At 64.2% G+C, this 16,893-nt stretch carries 15 protein-coding genes; 10 read left to right on the forward strand and 5 right to left on the reverse strand.

Annotation, left to right across the window (positions count from 1 at the left end):
* Positions 1–35 precede the first annotated feature (35 nt).
* Positions 36–695, reverse strand: a complete 660-nt coding sequence (gene nadD, locus ACK56M_RS25820; protein WP_015271943.1) for a nicotinate-nucleotide adenylyltransferase — start codon at positions 693–695, stop codon at positions 36–38.
* A gap of 1 nt (position 696) precedes the next feature.
* Positions 697–1,968, reverse strand: coding sequence for a glutamate-5-semialdehyde dehydrogenase (locus ACK56M_RS25825; protein WP_015271944.1), 1,272 nt, complete (start codon positions 1,966–1,968; stop codon positions 697–699).
* Positions 1,969–2,296: 328 nt separating this feature from the next.
* Between ACK56M_RS25825 and ACK56M_RS25830 the strand changes: the two genes are divergently transcribed.
* Complete coding sequence (locus tag ACK56M_RS25830; protein WP_015271945.1) at positions 2,297–2,965, forward strand: DNA-3-methyladenine glycosylase; 669 nt, start codon at positions 2,297–2,299, stop codon at positions 2,963–2,965.
* A 3-nt stretch (positions 2,966–2,968) separates the two neighbouring features.
* Positions 2,969–4,285 carry a bifunctional DedA family/phosphatase PAP2 family protein gene (locus ACK56M_RS25835; RefSeq protein WP_015271946.1) on the forward strand — a complete coding sequence of 439 codons (1,317 nt, stop codon included), beginning with the start codon at positions 2,969–2,971 and terminating at the stop codon, positions 4,283–4,285.
* Between the two features lie 111 nt (positions 4,286–4,396).
* On the opposite strand, the gene ACK56M_RS25840 is transcribed toward ACK56M_RS25835, so the two are convergent.
* From ACK56M_RS25840 to ACK56M_RS25850, 3 genes are read right to left on the reverse strand one after another with little or no spacing between them, the layout of a single operon-like run.
* Positions 4,397–4,987 carry an LON peptidase substrate-binding domain-containing protein gene (locus tag ACK56M_RS25840; protein WP_087499519.1) on the reverse strand — a complete coding sequence of 197 codons (591 nt, stop codon included), beginning with the start codon at positions 4,985–4,987 and terminating at the stop codon, positions 4,397–4,399.
* A gap of 9 nt (positions 4,988–4,996) precedes the next feature.
* Entirely contained in the window at positions 4,997–5,713 is a 717-nt protein-coding gene (locus ACK56M_RS25845) for an LrgB family protein (RefSeq protein ID WP_013974365.1), read from the reverse strand.
* On the reverse strand, positions 5,710–6,072 hold the full coding sequence (locus ACK56M_RS25850; protein WP_003257558.1) for a CidA/LrgA family protein: 363 nt from the start codon (positions 6,070–6,072) through the stop codon (positions 5,710–5,712). Before ACK56M_RS25850 ends, ACK56M_RS25845 begins: the two co-directional genes overlap by 4 nt.
* 143 nt (positions 6,073–6,215) lie before the next feature.
* Here ACK56M_RS25850 and ACK56M_RS25855 point away from each other — a divergent pair, with 143 nt between their 5' ends.
* From ACK56M_RS25855 to ACK56M_RS25890, 8 genes are all read left to right on the forward strand, one after another.
* Positions 6,216–6,671, forward strand: a complete 456-nt coding sequence (locus tag ACK56M_RS25855) for a MaoC family dehydratase (RefSeq protein ID WP_054573589.1) — start codon at positions 6,216–6,218, stop codon at positions 6,669–6,671.
* Positions 6,672–6,869: 198 nt separating this feature from the next.
* Positions 6,870–7,748, forward strand: coding sequence for a 50S ribosomal protein L11 methyltransferase (gene prmA, locus ACK56M_RS25860; protein ID WP_015271949.1), 879 nt, complete (start codon positions 6,870–6,872; stop codon positions 7,746–7,748).
* A 42-nt stretch (positions 7,749–7,790) separates the two neighbouring features.
* On the forward strand, positions 7,791–9,146 hold the full coding sequence (locus ACK56M_RS25865) for a DUF3426 domain-containing protein (RefSeq protein ID WP_054573588.1): 1,356 nt from the start codon (positions 7,791–7,793) through the stop codon (positions 9,144–9,146).
* A 253-nt stretch (positions 9,147–9,399) separates the two neighbouring features.
* Positions 9,400–10,413 (forward strand): tRNA dihydrouridine synthase DusB, encoded by a 1,014-nt coding sequence (dusB, locus tag ACK56M_RS25870; RefSeq protein WP_015271951.1) that lies wholly within the window; start codon positions 9,400–9,402, stop codon positions 10,411–10,413.
* Entirely contained in the window at positions 10,410–10,730 is a 321-nt protein-coding gene (gene fis, locus ACK56M_RS25875) for a DNA-binding transcriptional regulator Fis (RefSeq protein ID WP_012274390.1), read from the forward strand. The genes dusB and fis overlap by 4 nt, the downstream gene beginning before the upstream one ends.
* An 81-nt stretch (positions 10,731–10,811) precedes the next feature.
* Entirely contained in the window at positions 10,812–12,419 is a 1,608-nt protein-coding gene (purH, locus tag ACK56M_RS25880) for a bifunctional phosphoribosylaminoimidazolecarboxamide formyltransferase/IMP cyclohydrolase (protein ID WP_015271952.1), read from the forward strand.
* Between the two features lie 182 nt (positions 12,420–12,601).
* Positions 12,602–13,897 carry a phosphoribosylamine--glycine ligase gene (purD, locus tag ACK56M_RS25885; RefSeq protein ID WP_015271953.1) on the forward strand — a complete coding sequence of 432 codons (1,296 nt, stop codon included), beginning with the start codon at positions 12,602–12,604 and terminating at the stop codon, positions 13,895–13,897.
* Between the two features lie 144 nt (positions 13,898–14,041).
* The gene (locus tag ACK56M_RS25890) at positions 14,042–16,813 is read left to right on the forward strand and encodes a hybrid sensor histidine kinase/response regulator (RefSeq protein WP_015271954.1); all 2,772 of its coding nucleotides are present in this window, start codon (positions 14,042–14,044) and stop codon (positions 16,811–16,813) included.
* Positions 16,814–16,893 lie beyond the last annotated feature (80 nt).

Genomic DNA, 16,893 nt, shown 5'->3' on the forward strand with positions numbered 1-16,893 from the left:
CGTTCAACTCGTTGGATGAGGCGCCAGAGGCACCGTCAGTTAGGTGCACGATACAGTTCGTGCGCCTCGATGTAGGCCAGTACGGCGTCCGGCACCAGGAACCTCACCGATTTGCCGCTGGCCAGCAGCTGTCGGATCTGTGTAGCCGACACCGCAAGCGGCGTCTGCCAGACGAACGAAATGTTTCCCGCCGGGCCGGACAAGGCGGTGGGATCGCTCTCCGAGCGCGCAGCCAGCAGGTTGCGCAGCTCGTCAGGGGGTTCTACGTCGGCATCAGGGCGTTGCAGCACCAGGATGTGACAGTGTTGCAGCAATTCTTCCCAGCGGTGCCAGCCGGGCAGGCCACAGAAGGCATCCCAGCCCAGCACCAGGAACAACTGGTCGTTAGCGGCCAGTTCGGCACGGATCGATTCCAGCGTGTCGATGGTGTACGACGGTTTGTCGCGCGCCAGTTCGCGGGCATCCACGCTCAGGCAGGGCACGCCCTGTACAGCGCCTTGCACCATGGCCAGGCGGTCCTGCGCGGCCACCTGCGGGGTGTCGCGGTGCGGCGGCCGGGCGTTGGGCAGCAGGCGCAGTTCGTCCAGCCCCATGAACTCGGCCACTTCCAGCGCGCTGCGCAGGTGGCCGATGTGCACGGGATCGAAGGTGCCGCCAAGAATGCCGATGCGCCGGACTGCCTGGGCCTTGCTCAACTCAGCAGGACTCCTGGCCGCGCAGCTGGCCGTCACCGATCACCACGTACTTCTCGCAGGTCAGGCCTTCCAGGCCGACTGGGCCGCGGGCATGCAGCTTGTCGGTGGAAATGCCGATTTCCGCACCCAGGCCATACTCGAAGCCGTCGGCGAAGCAGGTCGGGGTATTGAGCATGACCGACGCCGAGTCGACCTCGGCCATGAACTGGCGGGCTTCAGCCTGGTGTTCGCTGATGATCGAATCGGTGTGGTGCGAGCCATAGTGGTTGATGTGCTCGATGGCCTGGTCCAGGCCGTCGACCACACGGATCGACAGGATCGCGTCCAGGTACTCGGTGTGCCAGTCGGCCTCGGTGGCCGGTTTGGCCTCGATGATCGCCCGGGTGCGCTCGCAGCCACGCAGCTCGACGCCCTTCTCCTGGAAGCGGCGGGCCATTTCCGGCAGGAAGCGCTCGGCCACCTGCTGGTCGACCAGCAGCGTTTCCATGGCGCCACAGATGCCGTAGCGGTAGGTCTTGGCGTTGAACGCCACACGCCAGGCCTTGTCCAGGTCGGCATGCTGGCTGACGTAGACGTGGCAGATACCGTCCAGGTGCTTGATCACCGGCACGCGAGCATCGCGGCTGATGCGTTCGATCAGGCCACGGCCACCGCGCGGCACGATGACGTCGACGAATTCCGGCATGCTGATCAGCGCGCCCACGGCTTCGCGGTCGGTAGTCTCGACCACCTGCACCACGGCTGCCGGCAGGCCGGCGGCGGCCAGGCCACGCTGGATGCAGGTGGCGATGGCGCGGTTGGAGTGGATGGCTTCGGAGCCGCCACGCAGGATGGTCGCGTTACCCGACTTCAGGCACAGGCTGGCGGCATCGATGGTCACGTTCGGGCGCGATTCGTAGATGATCCCGATCACCCCCAGCGGCGTGCGCATCTTGCCGACCTGGATACCGGATGGGCGGTAGCTCATGTCGCGGATGGCACCGACCGGGTCCGGCAGGCTGGCCACCTGGCGCAGGCCGGTGATCATGCCGTCGATACGCGCCGGGGTCAGCGCCAGGCGGTCGAGCAGCGCGGGCTCCAGGCCATTGGCACGGCCGGCGGCCAGGTCCAGCTCGTTGGCAGCGGTCAGCTCTGCACGAGCGGCGTCCAGCGCATCGGCGGCAGCTTGCAGGGCGCGGTTCTTCTGCGCGGTGCTGGCACGGCCGATCACCCGGGAAGCCTCACGGGCAGCGCGACCCAGGCGGGTCATATAGTCAAGAACGGACTCAGTCATGGGTTCGGTGTCTTGGCGAAGGGGAAATCGGCTGATTATAACTGGCGCGCAGGTGTACGCCCAGCGGCGGGTGGCGGATGGTAGAAAATGGCTAGGGGCATTGTGTAGGAAAGATGTAACCGGGGTTATCGAAATTTCTATCTCCTGTCAGGGCCCTTTCACGGGTAAACCTGCTCCCACAGGGATTGCACAAGGCCTGGGACCTCCGAGGTACCTGTGAGCGGGCGAGCCCGCGAAAGGGCCGGCACTGCCAACATCCCACTCGATTCAGCCTCGATTAAGCTATTCATTGCTATCATCCCCGCCGTCCCAGCCACGAACCGCCCGCATGCCAGCCTTGCCCGACAGCTTTTTCGACCGCGACGCCCAGACCCTGGCCAAGGCCCTGCTGGGCAAAGTCATCCGCCATCGCCACGGCGACCTGTGGCTGGCCGCGCGCATCATCGAGACCGAGGCCTACTACCTCACCGACAAAGGCAGCCACGCCTCGCTCGGCTACACCGAAAAGCGCAAGGCGCTGTTCCTCGATGGCGGGCACATCTATATGTACTACGCGCGCGGCGGCGACTCGCTGAACTTCAGCGCCCACGGGCCAGGCAACGCGGTGCTCATCAAGTCGGCCTATCCTTGGCAGGACGCCCGCTCGGGGCCGAACAGCCTGGCACAGATGCAACTGAATAACCCCGATGCCAGCGGCAACCTCCGCCCGCCCGAGCGCCTGTGCGCGGGCCAGACCTTGCTGTGCCGGGCCCTGGGCCTGAAGGTGCCGCACTGGGACGCCCAGCGTTTTGACGCCGAGCGCCTGTACGTGGAGGATTGCGGCAACATCGTGCCACGGGTGATCCAGGCCGCCCGCCTGGGCATCCCGCATGGCCGCGACGAGCACCTGCCCTACCGTTTCGTCGATGCTGAGTACGCCCGTTTCTGCACGCGGAACCCGTTACGTCGCGGCCAAGTCGAAGGCCGCGACTTCTTCATTCTGGAACAAGGAAGCTGAACCATGGGCCAATGGCTCGACAGCCTGACTGGCTGGCTCAGCGCCAACCCGCAGTGGCTTGGCCTGGCGATATTCCTGGTGGCCTGCATCGAGTGCCTGGCCATTGCCGGCATCATCGTGCCAGGCACCGTGCTGCTGTTCGCGGTCGCGGTATTGGCCGGCAGCGGCGCCTTCAGCCTGGGCGAAACGCTGCTGCTGGGCTTTCTCGGTGGCCTGGTGGGCGATGCGTTGTCGTACACGGTGGGCAAGTACTTCCACCAGAACATTCGCAGGCTGCCCCTGCTGCGCCACCATCCGGAATGGATCGGCAGCGCCGAGGCCTACTTCCAGCGCTACGGCATCGCCAGCCTGCTGGTAGGGCGCTTCATCGGGCCGCTGCGGCCTATGCTGCCAATGGTCGCCGGCATGTTCGACATGCCGCTGCCGCGCTTCATCGCCGTCAGCCTGGTGGCCGGTGCCGGCTGGGCAGTGGCCTACCTGCTGCCCGGCTGGGCTACCGGCGCAGCCATGCGCCTGCCCTTGCCGGAAGGCTTCTGGCTGGATGCCGGGATCATCGCCGGCACCCTGGCAGTCATCATCGGGCTGAGCCTGAACACCAGCATTCGTGATCAACGCCACGGCACCCGGCTGATCGCAGGCATGAGTTTCCTGGCCTTGACCGGGGTCTTCCTCGGCTGGCCCTACCTGCACGAGTTCGACCAGGGCGTAATGACACTGGTGCAGGAGCACCGCAGCCAGGCCATCGATGGCGCCGTGGTGCTGGTGACCCGGCTGGGCGATTTCCGCACCCAGTTATTCCTCGGCGGGCTGCTGACGGGCCTGCTGCTGCTTGCTCGGCAGTGGCGGCATGCCATGTTCGCTGCGGGCGCACTGATGGGTACGGCGTTTGCCAACGGCACGCTGAAGTGGCTGTTCGCCCGGGCCCGCCCGGAAGTGCTGAGCGACCCGCTGACCAGCTACAGCATGCCCAGTGGGCACAGTTCGGCGTCGTTTGCGTTCTTCCTGGTAATGGCAGTGCTGGCCGGTCGCGGTCAGCCGCCGCGGATGCGCCTCACCTGGGTGATGCTGGGCTGCATTCCGGCGCTGGCGATTGCCCTGTCACGGGTGTACCTGGGGGCGCACTGGCCGACCGACATCCTCGCCGGGGCCTTGCTGGCGTGCTGCGTGTGCGCGCTCAGCCTGGCACTGGCGCAGCGTCACCAGACGCTCCCGGCCTTGCCGCTGCGGGTTTGGTGGCTGGTGTTGCCGGCGTGTGTCGCGTTGCTGGCGTTCTTTGCCATGCATGCGCTGCCGCAGGCTTTGCTGCGGTATCAATATTGATGTCGCGTTTACCGGCCTCTTCGCAGCACAAGGCTGCTCCTACAGGGCTCTCGTCAGCCTGTAGGAGCAGCCTTGTGCTGCGAAGAGGCCGGCACTGGCAACACAGCAGTATCAGGCAAACAATTCACCCTGAATCCGCTCCAGCAGCTTCTGGATCTCCCCCAACCGCTCCTGCGGCGAGTCGAGGCTCAGCAAATCCAGCTTGTCCTCTTCCATGAACGGCAGCAGGTACGCCAACTGATTGGACAACGCCTGGCGCCCATCCACCGGGCGCGGCATGTCTAGCGCTTCGACCATGGGGTGCTCGCCCAGGGCCACCAGCAACGCCAGCAGGTCTTCGTCCGCCTCCAGCAACGGGCTGTCCGCCTGCTCCGCCAGCCATTGCACCTGCCCCACCAGCAACTGGTCCTTCTGCACCTCGGTGCTTTCCAGGTTGAAGCGCCGCACGCCTTCGACGCGGATACCCAGCAAGCCGTTATCCTGCTGCACGAAGTCACGGATCACTGCCTCGCAGCCGATCGAGGCGACCACCGGCGGCGCCTTGCCGACCTGCTCGCCTTCGAGGATGCACACCACACCAAAACCTTCGCCCCGCTTCATGCAGCGCCCGATCATGTCCAGATAGCGTGCCTCGAATATCTGCAAATCGAGGAAACAACCAGGAAACAGCACGGTATTGAGAGGAAACAGCGGTAGCGTCATCACAAGTCCTCAAGCCACCAGGCTGACCGCCAGCGGCAGGAACACCGCCGTGGCCACCCCCATCAGGCTCATCGCCAGCGCGGCAAAGGCGCCGCATTCGTCACTTTCCTGCAGGGCCACCGAAGTGCCCACTGCATGCGCGGTCACGCCCAAAGACATGCCACGGGCCTCGGGGCTATGCACGCCAAAACGGCTCAGCAGCGCCGGACCGAAGATTGCCCCGATAACCCCGGTAATCAGCACGAACACCGCCGCCAGGGCAGCCACGCCGCCAATCTGCTCAGCCACCAGCATGGCGATCGGCGAAGTGACCGACTTCGGCGCCATGGTCATCAGGATCATGTGCTCGGCACCGAACCACCAGCCCAGCAACAGGCAGCACAGCGTGGCGAACAGGCCTCCGACTACCAGCGTAGTAAATGTGGGCCAGAACAGCTGTCGGATACGCCGCAGGTTGAGGTAGAGCGGCACAGCCAGGGCTACGGTGGCAGGCCCCAGCAGGATGTTCATGATTTCGGTGCTCTTGCGATATTCGCTGTAGTCGATGCCACACACCAGCAACACGCCGATCACCAGCAGCATCGAGACCAGTACCGGCTGCAGGAAGATCCAGCGGGTCTTCTCGTAGGCCGCCAGCACCACCTGGTAGGCCCCAAGCGTGATGCCGATACCGAACAAGGGATGATGAACGACCGCATCCAGTGCGCCTTGCCAGTCGAGCATCATGGCTGCTCCTCGCTCCGGCCCTGACGGTGGATGAGCTTTTGCATCAACACGCCGACGAACACCAGGGTCACCAGGCAGGAGATCAGCAAGGCACCGGCAATGGCCCAGAAGTCGGCGGCGATATCCCTGGCATACACCATCACCCCCACCGCTGGCGGCACCAGCAACAGCGGCAGGTAACGCAGAAGGCTGCTGGCGGCCTCGTTCAGCGGCTTGCCCACCTCACCACGGGCCATGAGGAAGAACAAAAGCAGCAACAGGCCGATGATCGGCCCCGGCAGAAACGGCACCAACAGATGGTTGATTGCCGTCCCCAGCAGCTGGAACAGCACCAGCCAGGTCAAACCACGCAACAGCATAAGCATCTCCCTCGGGCATGGCCGCCATTATAAGCATGTGCCGTCATATACCGATATTCGTCGAAAAACGTGCAACTTGACTGAAACGGTTCGCCGTGCTGATCTTGCACTTTCGTACCAACTGACAACCCGGAGAGTCCGCGATGCCCCATGTACCGGTTACAGAGCTTTCGCAGTACGTTGGTAAGGAACTGGGCCGCTCGGCCTGGCTGAAGATCGACCAGCAACGCATCAACCTGTTCGCCGAAGCCACGGGCGATTTCCAGTTCATCCATGTTGACCCGGAAAAGGCGGCAAAAACCCCGTTCGGCAGCACCATCGCCCACGGTTTCCTGACATTGTCGCTGATTCCCAAGCTGATCGAGGACATCCTGGTTCTGCCGGAAGGGCTGAAGATGGTGGTGAACTATGGGCTGGACAGCGTGCGGTTCATCCAGCCGGTCAAGGTCGACAGCCAGGTACGGCTGAAGGTGGACCTGGCCGAAGTGACGGAAAAGAAACCAGGGCAATGGCTGCTAAAGGCGATTGCCACGCTGGAGATCGAGGGAGAAGAGAAGCCTGCTTATATAGCTGAGTCGCTTTCCCTCTGTTTTGTCTGATGCATTCCGGGGGCGCTTCGCGCCCTATTCGCAGCACAAGGCTGCTCCTACAGGGGTATGTGATCTCTTGTAGGAGCAGCCTTGTGCTGCGAACGGGCTGCACAGCAGCCCAGATCCACAAATCCCCCGCACTCGCGTAAACTGCCAGCCTTCGCGCAGCCTAGGGCTGCCCCTGTCGATTTACCAAAGGTGCCCGCCATGCCCTGGCTGCAAGTACGCCTGGCCATCAGCCCGGAACAAGCCGAAACCTACGAAGATGCCCTGCTCGAAGTGGGTGCCGTCTCGGTCACGTTCATGGATGCCGAGGATCAACCGATCTTCGAGCCAGACCTCAACACCACTCCGCTGTGGTCGCACACCCACCTGCTGGCCCTGTTCGAGGCCGATGCCGATCCTGAGCAGGTATTCGCCCACCTGCGCCTGCTGACCGCTGCCGAACTGCCCGAGCACCAGGCCGAGGTGATCGAGGACCAGGACTGGGAACGCAGCTGGATGGACAACTTCCAGCCGATGCGCTTCGGCCGCCGCCTGTGGATCGTGCCAAGCTGGCACGAGGCCCCGGAACAGGACGCGGTGAACCTGCTGCTCGACCCCGGCCTGGCGTTCGGCACCGGTACCCACCCCACCACCGCACTGTGCCTGGAATGGCTCGACGGCCAGCAGCTCGAAGGCACCCAGGTGCTGGACTTCGGCTGCGGCTCCGGCATTCTGGCCATCGCCGCGTTGCTGCTGGGCGCCCGTGAGGCGGTCGGTACCGACATCGACGTACAGGCCATCGAGGCTTCGCGCGACAACGCCCAGCGCAACGGCATCGCCGACGAGAAGCTGGCGCTGTACCTGCCAGAGAACATGCCGGCCATGCAGGCCGATGTGCTGGTCGCCAACATCCTCGCCGGCCCGCTGGTGTCGCTGGCACCGCAACTGTCCGGCCTGGTCCGCCCAGGTGGCCTGCTGGCGCTGTCGGGCATCCTCGCCGAGCAAGGTGAGGAAGTGGCCGCAGCCTATGCCGCCGACTTCGAACTGGACCCGATCGTCGTTCGCGATGGCTGGGTGCGCATCAGTGGTCGCCGCCGTTAAGCGGGCCTAGAATACTTTTCTGCACAGCTCCCGGATTGCCGCATGACCGACAGTTTCGTCACCCAGTGCCCGCATTGCCAGACCAGCTTTCGCGTCACCCACCACCAGTTGAGCGTGGCCCGCGGTGTAGTGCGCTGCGGCCACTGCCTGCAGGTGTTCAACGCCGCCAGGCAGCTGCTGGAGCAGAACCGCGCCAGCGGAGCCAGCGCACCTGCGGTGCCGATGCCAGCTGCACCTGCCGAACCGCTGGTCGAACCGGCGATCGCACCCCAGCCAGTCGCCAGCGAGCCCAGCGCCCCCTCGGACGAGGACTGGGCGCTCACCACCCAGGCGCTGGAAGCGCTCGACCTCGACATGGAACTGGAGCGCCTGGAGCGCCGCGGCCAACCGGCCTCGGCTCGCCCGGCAAGCCAGGACGACGGCCTGCAGGCGAGGCGTGACGAACTGCACCCGGACGAACATGCCGACGACCTGTTCGGTACGGCAACCGATGAGCCGTTCGAGCCGCAACAGGCAGTAGAACCCACGCCCGTGCTGCGGGAGCCGGAGCCCCTGGAGCTGGACCTGGAACCCGCCCCAGGCGCGCGTACCGAGCCGACGTTAGGTGGCAATCTTGACCTGGACATCGACGACGAACCACCGGTACACCGTACCGCCGCAATCGATGACCACCCCGAATTCAACGAACCGCTGCGGGCCGCCGATGATGAGGCCCCTGTACGGGGCCTGAGCGCCCGCGACGACGAGCCACTGGAGCTGCACCTGTCAGCGCGCGACGACGAACCTGTCGAGCCGCTGCCCGGCGAACGTCTTGAACCAGGCCTAGCCGGCAAAGCCGAGCGCCCGGCGCGCAAGGAGCCGCTGGTAGATGTGGTCGACGACCCCCTGCAACTAGGCTGGGAACAGCCCGCACCCAACTGGGGCAAGCGCTTGTTGTGGGGCTTCCTGACACTGCTGGCCGCTGGCTTGCTTGCGTTCCAGTACGTCTGGTTCCATTTCGACGAAATGGCCCGCCAGGACCAATACCGGCCGATCTTCCAGCAAATCTGCCCGTTGGTCGGCTGCGAGGTGCCGACCCGCGTCGATATCGCCCGAATCAAGAGCAGCAACCTGGTGGTTCGTAGCCACCCGGACTTCAAGGGCGCTCTGATCGTCGATGCGATCATCTACAACCGCGCGCCGTTCGCCCAGCCGTTCCCGCTGCTGGAGCTGCGCTTCGCCGACCTCAATGGCCAGCTGATCGCCAGCCGTCGCTTCAAGCCCAGCGAATACCTGTCCGGCGAACTGGCCGGGCGCGGCGAAATGCCAAGCCAGACCCCGATCCATATCGCCCTGGACATCCTCGACCCAGGGCCGAAGGCCGTTAATTACAGCCTGAGCTTCCGTTCGCCGGAATAACCAGCAGCCCTGTGGGAGCGGGCGTGCCCGCGAACACGGGCGAAGCCCGTGCCATCCATTGCGCCGCCTGCTTCGCGGGCAGGCCCGCTCCCACAGGGGCCGCGCAAGGTCCTGGACCTCACCCATACCAAAAGTCATAAGCCGACAACTGTTCAGATTTTATCCAAATCCATCTTTATCCGGTCACCGAGAGCGGGTATCATGCCAACCCTTTTTCGAACTCCAAGATTCGGCCCCACAACAGGGATCACCTATGTCGGCGGTACGCATCGGCCCATACACACTACGCAACAACCTGATCCTCGCGCCCATGGCCGGGGTCACGGACCAGCCTTTCCGTACACTTTGCCAGCGCCTGGGCGCCGGCATGGTGGTGTCGGAAATGGTCTCCAGTGACATGAGCCTTTGGAACAGCCGCAAGTCGAGCCTGCGCCGCATCCATGAGGGTGATCCCGAGCCACGCTCGGTACAGATCGCCGGTGGTGATGCGCAGATGATGGCAGCGGCGGCAAAGGCCAACGTCGAAGCAGGCGCCCAGATCATTGATATCAACATGGGCTGCCCGGCAAAAAAAGTCTGCAACAAAGCCGCAGGCTCTGCTTTATTGAGAGATGAAGCCTTGGTCAGCGAGATTCTCCACGCCGTGGTCGGCGCCGTGGACGTCCCGGTGACCCTGAAGATCCGCACCGGCTGGGACCGGGCGAACAAGAACGGCCTGAACGTGGCGAAGATTGCCGAGCAGGCCGGCATCCAGGCGCTGGCGGTGCATGGCCGCACACGCGCCGACCTGTACACCGGCGAAGCCGAATACGACACCATCGCTGCCATCAAGCAGGCGGTGTCGATCCCGGTTTTTGCCAACGGCGATATCACCTCGCCAGAAAAGGCCCGGGCGGTGCTGGACGCCACCGGGGTCGATGGCCTGTTGATCGGCCGGGCCGCCCAAGGGCGGCCATGGATCTTTCGCGAGATCGAGCATTACCTGCGCACTGGCGAACACCTGCCAGCGCCGCAGCTGGAGGAAGTGGAACGCATCCTGCTGGAGCACCTGGCCGCGCTGCATGCCTTCTATGGCGATGTGATGGGCGTACGTATCGCCCGCAAGCACGTTGGCTGGTACCTGGCAACACGACCCGGCGGCAAGGAGTTTCGCTCCCGGTTCAACGCTTTGGAAGACACACAAGCGCAGTGCGCCAACGTTCGCGCGTTTTTCAGCGAACGTCGACAGAGCCTTGAGACAGAGGACGGACAAGGGGTGGCCGCATGACGATGATGACCGAGACATTTGTGAGTGGAACAACGCCCGTGAGCGACAACGCCAACCTGAAACAGCACCTCAACACGCCGAGCGAGGAGGGCCAGACCCTTCGCGACAGCGTCGAGAAGGCGCTGCACAACTACTTCGCCCACCTGGAAGGCGCGACCGTGACGGACGTGTACAACCTGGTGCTCTCCGAAGTCGAGGCGCCCCTGCTCGAAAGCGTGATGAACTACGTGAAGGGCAACCAGACCAAGGCCAGCGAGATGCTCGGGCTGAACCGAGGCACCCTGCGCAAGAAGCTCAAGCAGTACGACTTGTTGTAAGCCAGAATCCCAACCAGAAAAGGCGGCTCCCTGAACAGAGGCGCCTTTTTTGCTGACTCCACCGCGTTATTGGAACCCGAAATGACCGACCAGACTACCCGCCTGCCAGTCCGCCGCGCCCTGATCAGCGTCTCCGACAAGACCGGTATCCTCGAATTTGCCCGTGAGCTGCAGCAGCTCGGTGTCGAGATCCTGTCCACCGGCGGCACCTACAAGCTGCTCAAGGACAACGGCGTCAACGCGGTGGAAGTGGCCGACTACACCGGCTTCGCCGAAATGATGGATGGCCGGGTCAAGACCCTGCACCCGAAAATCCACGGTGGCATCCTCGGCCGTCGCGGCACCGACGACGCCATCATGAATGAGCACGGCATCAAGCCGATCGACCTGGTAGCAGTCAACCTGTACCCGTTCGAAGCCACCATCTCCAAGCCTGGCTGTGACCTGCCGACCGCCATCGAGAACATCGATATCGGCGGCCCGACCATGGTCCGCTCGGCTGCCAAGAACCACAAGGACGTGGCCATCGTGGTCAACGCCAGCGACTACGCCGGCATCATCGAAGGCCTCAAGGCCGGTGGCCTGACCTACGCCCAGCGCTTCGACCTGATGCTCAAGGCGTTCGAGCACACTGCTGCCTACGACGGCATGATCGCCAACTACATGGGCACCATCGACCAGGCCAAAGAAACCCTGAGCACTGAAGGCCGCAGCGAGTTCCCGCGCACCTTCAACAGCCAGTTCGTCAAGGCCCAGGAAATGCGTTACGGCGAAAACCCGCACCAGAGCGCGGCGTTCTACGTAGAAGCGAAGAAAGGCGAAGCCAGCGTTTCCACCGCCATCCAGCTGCAGGGCAAGGAACTGTCGTTCAACAACGTGGCCGACACCGATGCCGCGCTGGAGTGCGTGAAGAGCTTCGTCAAGCCGGCCTGCGTCATCGTCAAGCACGCCAACCCGTGCGGCGTGGCCGTGGTACCTGAAGACGAAGGCGGCATCCGCAAGGCCTACGACCTGGCCTACGCAACCGACACCGAGTCGGCGTTCGGCGGCATCATCGCCTTCAACCGCGAACTGGACGGCGAAACCGCCAAGGCCATCGTCGACCGCCAGTTCGTCGAAGTGATCATCGCCCCGAAAATTTCCCAGGCTGCCCGCGAAGTGGTTGCCGCCAAGCAGAACGTACGCCTGCTGGAGTGCGGCGAGTGGCCTGCCGAGCGCGCTGCCGGTTGGGACTTCAAGCGCGTCAACGGTGGCCTGCTGGTGCAGAGCCGCGATATCGGCATGATCACTGCCGATGACCTGAAGATCGTCACCAAGCGTGCGCCAACCGAGCAAGAGATCAACGACCTGGTGTTCGCCTGGAAAGTGGCCAAGTTCGTCAAGTCCAACGCCATTGTCTACGCCAAGCAGCGCCAGACCATCGGCGTCGGCGCCGGCCAGATGAGCCGCGTCAACTCCGCGCGCATTGCTGCAATCAAGGCCGAGCATGCCGGCCTGCAGGTGCAGGGTGCAGTCATGGCGTCGGATGCGTTCTTCCCGTTCCGTGATGGCATCGACAATGCGGCTAAAGTGGGTATCAGCGCCGTGATCCAGCCGGGTGGTTCGATGCGTGATGCCGAGGTGATTGCTGCCGCTGACGAAGCCGGCATCGCCATGGTCTTCACCGGTATGCGCCACTTCCGCCACTAAACAGATGCAGGGCCGATCGCCGGCCCTTGTAGGAGCGGCCTTGTGTCGCGATAGGGCCGCAAAGCGGCCCCAGCAATTTCTGCTGTGAAGCTGAAAACCTGGGGCCGCTACGCGCCCCTTTCGCGACACAAGGCCGCTCCTACAGGAAGCGGGATCGGCCAGACAAAATTCGAGGTTTTGACATGAAAGTTTTGATCATCGGCAGCGGCGGCCGTGAGCACGCCCTGGCCTGGAAAGTCGCCCAGGACCCACGCGTCGAGAAAGTCTTCGTTGCCCCGGGCAACGCCGGCACCGCCATTGAAGCCAAGTGCGAGAACGTCGCCATCGACGTGTGCGCCCTGGAGCAACTGGCTGACTTCGCCGAGAAGAACGTCGACCTGACCATCGTCGGTCCGGAAGCACCGCTGGTCATCGGCGTGGTCGACCTGTTCCGCAGCCGCGGCCTGGACTGCTTCGGTCCGACCAAGGGCGCGGCCCAGCTGGAAGGCTCCAAGGCTTTCACCAAGGACTTCCTGGCGCGACACAAGATCCCGACCGCCGACTACCAGAACTTCACCGAAATCGAGCCGGCGCTGGCCTACCTGCAGGAAAAAGGCGCGCCGATCGTGATCAAGGCCGATGGCCTGGCCGCGGGCAAGGGCGTGATCGTCGCCATGACCCTGGAAGAAGCCGAAGCCGCCGTGCGTGACATGCTGGCCGGCAACGCCTTCGGCGATGCGGGCTCCCGCGTGGTGATCGAGGAGTTCCTCGACGGCGAGGAAGCCAGCTTCATCGTCATGGTCGACGGCCAGAACGTGCTGCCCATGGCCACCAGCCAGGACCACAAGCGCGTCGGCAACCAGGACACCGGCCCGAACACCGGCGGCATGGGTGCCTACTCCCCTGCCCCGGTGGTCACCGCCGAAGTGCACCAGCGCGTGATGGACCAGGTGATCTGGCCGACCGTGCGCGGCATGGCCGAGGAAGGCAACGTCTACACCGGTTTCCTCTACGCCGGCCTGATGATCGACAAGGCGGGCAACCCCAAGGTCATCGAGTTCAACTGCCGCTTCGGCGACCCTGAGACCCAACCAGTCATGCTGCGCCTGGAGTCGAGCCTGGTGCTGCTGGTCGAGGCCGCCTTCGCCAAGGCGCTGGACAAGGTCGAAGCACAGTGGGACCCGCGCCCGAGCCTGGGCGTGGTGCTGGCTGCCGGCGGCTACCCGGGCGACTACGCCAAGGGTGACGTGATCAACGGCCTGGACGCTGCCGCGAAGATCGAAGGCAAGGTGTTCCACGCCGGCACTGCGCTCAAGGATGGCAAGGTGACTACCAACGGCGGGCGCGTGCTGTGTGCCACCGCCATGGGCAGCACCGTTGCCGACGCGCAGCAGCAGGCTTACCGCCTGGCCAAGGAAATCAGCTGGAACGGCAGTTTCTACCGCACCGATATCGGCTACCGGGCCATCGCCCGCGAACGCGGTGAGCACCAGCAGTAAGTTGTACCGGGCTGCCGCAGTGCGCTCCAGCACCTTGCGCCTGCGGCATCCGGCTCGTCGACAGGGCCCAAAGGGGCCTTGCCTTCGACTTGGCGCGCCGCGCATAGTTAATACCCGGCACCTAGGCTAAGAAGGGATTTCGTAGTGCGTCGGCTTCGGATTGCCTCAGCTCTGATCGTCAGCTTGCTGACCTTGCTCTGCATGTTCCCGGCGGCGGCCGAACATGACGGAGGCTGGGCCGTTATGCTCGACGAACAGGCCAACCTGCAACTGAGCGACGTGCGCTCCGAACGTTACCGCAACCAGTTCAGCCCGCTGGTACTGGCCGACCTGGATGCCGCTCCTGCGGAACAGGCCCTGTGGCTGCACTACCGCCTGGAGCCCGGCGAGCAGGAAAAACTGCTGCGGGTTTTCGCCCCAGACCTTTCTGGCCTGGACCTCTACGCCCTCGAGGGCGACAAGCTTCTGCGTCAGCTGCACCACGGGCGCCAGGCCGGCAATGCCAGCCCGACCCTGCGTGGCAGCGACCATGTACTACCCCTGCCCAACAGCAAGCAACCCCTGGATATCTACCTGCGCCTGGTTTCCGAGCACCAGCTGCGCCCGGCCATCAGCCTGGAGCCTGCGGCCGTGGCAGCCTCCGACCAACGCCAGCCACTGCTGTTCGGCATGCTGTTCGGCGGCCTGGTGATGCTGATCATGCACAACCTGATCCGCTTCCTCTACAGCCGCTCCAGCACCACCCTGATTCTGGCGCTGTACCACGGCCTGATGCTGCTCAGCGGCCTGATCCTGCTGAACCTCAGTGGCCCCTGGTGGCACGTTTGGCATAGCGCGCAAACACCCGCCGCATACCTGACGCTGGTCCTGGCCGGCCTGGCGGGGCTGGGTTTCACCCAGCATTTCTTCTCGCCATGCAACTCGCCACGGCTAAACCGTCTGCTGCAGGGCGAGATGCTGCTGGTCGGGGTGAGCGGGTTGGTGCTGCTGTTCGTCGACACCCTGCCCCTCAACCTGATGACCTACGCCCTGATGGCCCTGGGCAGCGTGAGCATGCTGCTGGTCAGCAGTTACCACTGGTACAGGGGCTATGCGCCCGCACGTCTGTTCAGTCTGGCCATGGTGGTGTTCAACCTCGGTGGCCTGGTGCTGCTGCCAGCGCTGCTGGGCCTGACCCGTACCTCGACGCCCTGGCTGCTGTGCATCCTGCTGGGCCTGACCGTGGCCAGCGGCCTGCTGCTCAACCTGGCCGTCAGTGAACGCCTGCGGCGCATTAGCGAGGAGCGCTTCAGCGCCAGCCGCGCACTGGCCGCCAGCGATGCCGAAATCAACGCCAAGGCCGAGTTCCTGGCCAAGATCAGCCACGAAATCCGTACCCCCATGAACGGTGTGCTGGGCATGACCGAGCTGCTTCTGGGCACGCCGCTGTCGGTCAAGCAACGCGACTACGTGCAGACCATTCACAGCGCCGGCAACGAACTGCTGACGCTGATCAACGAGATTCTCGACATTTCCAAGCTCGAATCCCGGCAGATCGAACTCGATGACGTGCAGTTCGATCTCAACGCGCTGATCGAAGATTGCCTGAACATCTTCCGCGCCAAGGCCGAACAGCAGAACATCGAACTGATCAGCTTCACCCAACCGCAGGTACCACGGGTGATCAGCGGCGACCCGACGCGCCTGCGCCAGGCCTTGTCGAGCCTGCTGGAGAATGCCCTGAAAAACACCGACCAGGGCGAGATCCTGCTGGTAGTGGCGCTGGACCAGCGCGGCGAGGTACCGCGCCTGCGCATCGCCGTGCAGGACAGCGGCGAACCGTTGCCGGCCGCTGACCGCGAAGCCTTGCTGCAGGCCGAGTTGCACAGCCACCACTTCCTGTCCAGCAACAAGCTGGGCGGCCACCTGGGGCTGGTCATCGCCAAGCAGCTGATCGGGCTGATGCAGGGCGAGTTCGGCATCAAGAGCAGCAGCGGCATGGGCAATACCCTGTGGCTGACCCTGCCGCTGGACCCTTCGCGCCTGGAACAGCCACCGGCCGACCTCGACAGCCCGCTGCGTGATGCTCGCGTACTGGTGGTGGACGACAACGACACCTGCCGCAAGGTGCTGGTACAGCAGTGCAGCGCCTGGGGCATGAACGTCAGCGCGGTCCCGTCGGGCAAGGAAGCACTGGCCCTGCTGCGCACCAAGGCCCACCTGCGCGACTACTTCGATGCCGTGCTGCTGGACCAGAACATGCCGGGCATGACCGGCATGCAGCTGGCCGCCAAGATCAAGGAAGACCCGAGCCTGAACCACGACATCCTGGTGGTGATGCTCACCGGTATCAGCAACGCGCCGAGCAAGGTCATTGCGCGCAACGCAGGGGTCAAGCGGATCCTCGCCAAGCCGGTGGCCGGCTACACACTGAAAACCACCCTGGCCGAAGAGCTGGCCCAGCGCGGCCGCGAGCAAGCCGTACCGGCCAGTTTGCCTGGCATCCCCCAGGCACTGGACCTGCCCGACGACTTCCGCGTGCTGGTCGCCGAGGACAACAGCATCTCGACCAAGGTGATCCGCGGCATGCTTGGCAAGCTCAACCTCGAGCCCGACACCGCCAGCAATGGTGAAGAGGCCTTGCAGGCGATGAAGGCGCAGCGCTATGACCTGGTGCTGATGGACTGCGAAATGCCGATACTCGACGGTTTCTCGGCCACCCAGCAGCTGCGCGCCTGGGAAGCCGCCAACCAGCGCCAGCGCACCCCGGTGGTGGCGCTGACCGCGCACATACTTGCCGAACACAAGGAACGCGCCCGCCTGGCGGGCATGGACGGGCACATGGCCAAACCGGTGGAACTGTCGCAGTTGCGAGAGCTGATCCAGTACTGGGCCAACCACCGGGAAGCCAAGGTGGATCCGGTGCATAGTTCCTGACCTGTACTGCCTGTACTGGCCTCATCGCCGGCAAGCCAGCTCCCACACCGACCGCACCGATCTCAAGATATGCACAGTAC

This window comes from Pseudomonas sp. s4 (assembly GCF_046764235.1).
In the GTDB taxonomy this organism is placed as follows: domain Bacteria; phylum Pseudomonadota; class Gammaproteobacteria; order Pseudomonadales; family Pseudomonadaceae; genus Aquipseudomonas; species Aquipseudomonas asiatica.

What these genes read in the sequence shown, in the direction of transcription:
- prmA (WP_015271949.1), top strand. Translation starts at nt 6,870, where the DNA reads ATGCCCTGGCTGCAAGTACGCCTGGCCATCAGCCCGGAACAAGCCGAA.
- ACK56M_RS25845 (WP_013974365.1), bottom strand. Translation starts at nt 5,713, where the DNA reads ATGATGCTCGACTGGCAAGGCGCACTGGATGCGGTCGTTCATCATCCC.
- purH (WP_015271952.1), top strand. Translation starts at nt 10,812, where the DNA reads ATGACCGACCAGACTACCCGCCTGCCAGTCCGCCGCGCCCTGATCAGC.
- ACK56M_RS25850 (WP_003257558.1), bottom strand. Translation starts at nt 6,072, where the DNA reads ATGCTGTTGCGTGGTTTGACCTGGCTGGTGCTGTTCCAGCTGCTGGGG.
- ACK56M_RS25865 (WP_054573588.1), top strand. Translation starts at nt 7,791, where the DNA reads ATGACCGACAGTTTCGTCACCCAGTGCCCGCATTGCCAGACCAGCTTT.
- fis (WP_012274390.1), top strand. Translation starts at nt 10,410, where the DNA reads ATGACGATGATGACCGAGACATTTGTGAGTGGAACAACGCCCGTGAGC.
- ACK56M_RS25835 (WP_015271946.1), top strand. Translation starts at nt 2,969, where the DNA reads ATGGGCCAATGGCTCGACAGCCTGACTGGCTGGCTCAGCGCCAACCCG.
- dusB (WP_015271951.1), top strand. Translation starts at nt 9,400, where the DNA reads ATGTCGGCGGTACGCATCGGCCCATACACACTACGCAACAACCTGATC.
- ACK56M_RS25830 (WP_015271945.1), top strand. Translation starts at nt 2,297, where the DNA reads ATGCCAGCCTTGCCCGACAGCTTTTTCGACCGCGACGCCCAGACCCTG.
- ACK56M_RS25855 (WP_054573589.1), top strand. Translation starts at nt 6,216, where the DNA reads ATGCCCCATGTACCGGTTACAGAGCTTTCGCAGTACGTTGGTAAGGAA.
- purD (WP_015271953.1), top strand. Translation starts at nt 12,602, where the DNA reads ATGAAAGTTTTGATCATCGGCAGCGGCGGCCGTGAGCACGCCCTGGCC.
- ACK56M_RS25840 (WP_087499519.1), bottom strand. Translation starts at nt 4,987, where the DNA reads ATGACGCTACCGCTGTTTCCTCTCAATACCGTGCTGTTTCCTGGTTGT.
- ACK56M_RS25825 (WP_015271944.1), bottom strand. Translation starts at nt 1,968, where the DNA reads ATGACTGAGTCCGTTCTTGACTATATGACCCGCCTGGGTCGCGCTGCC.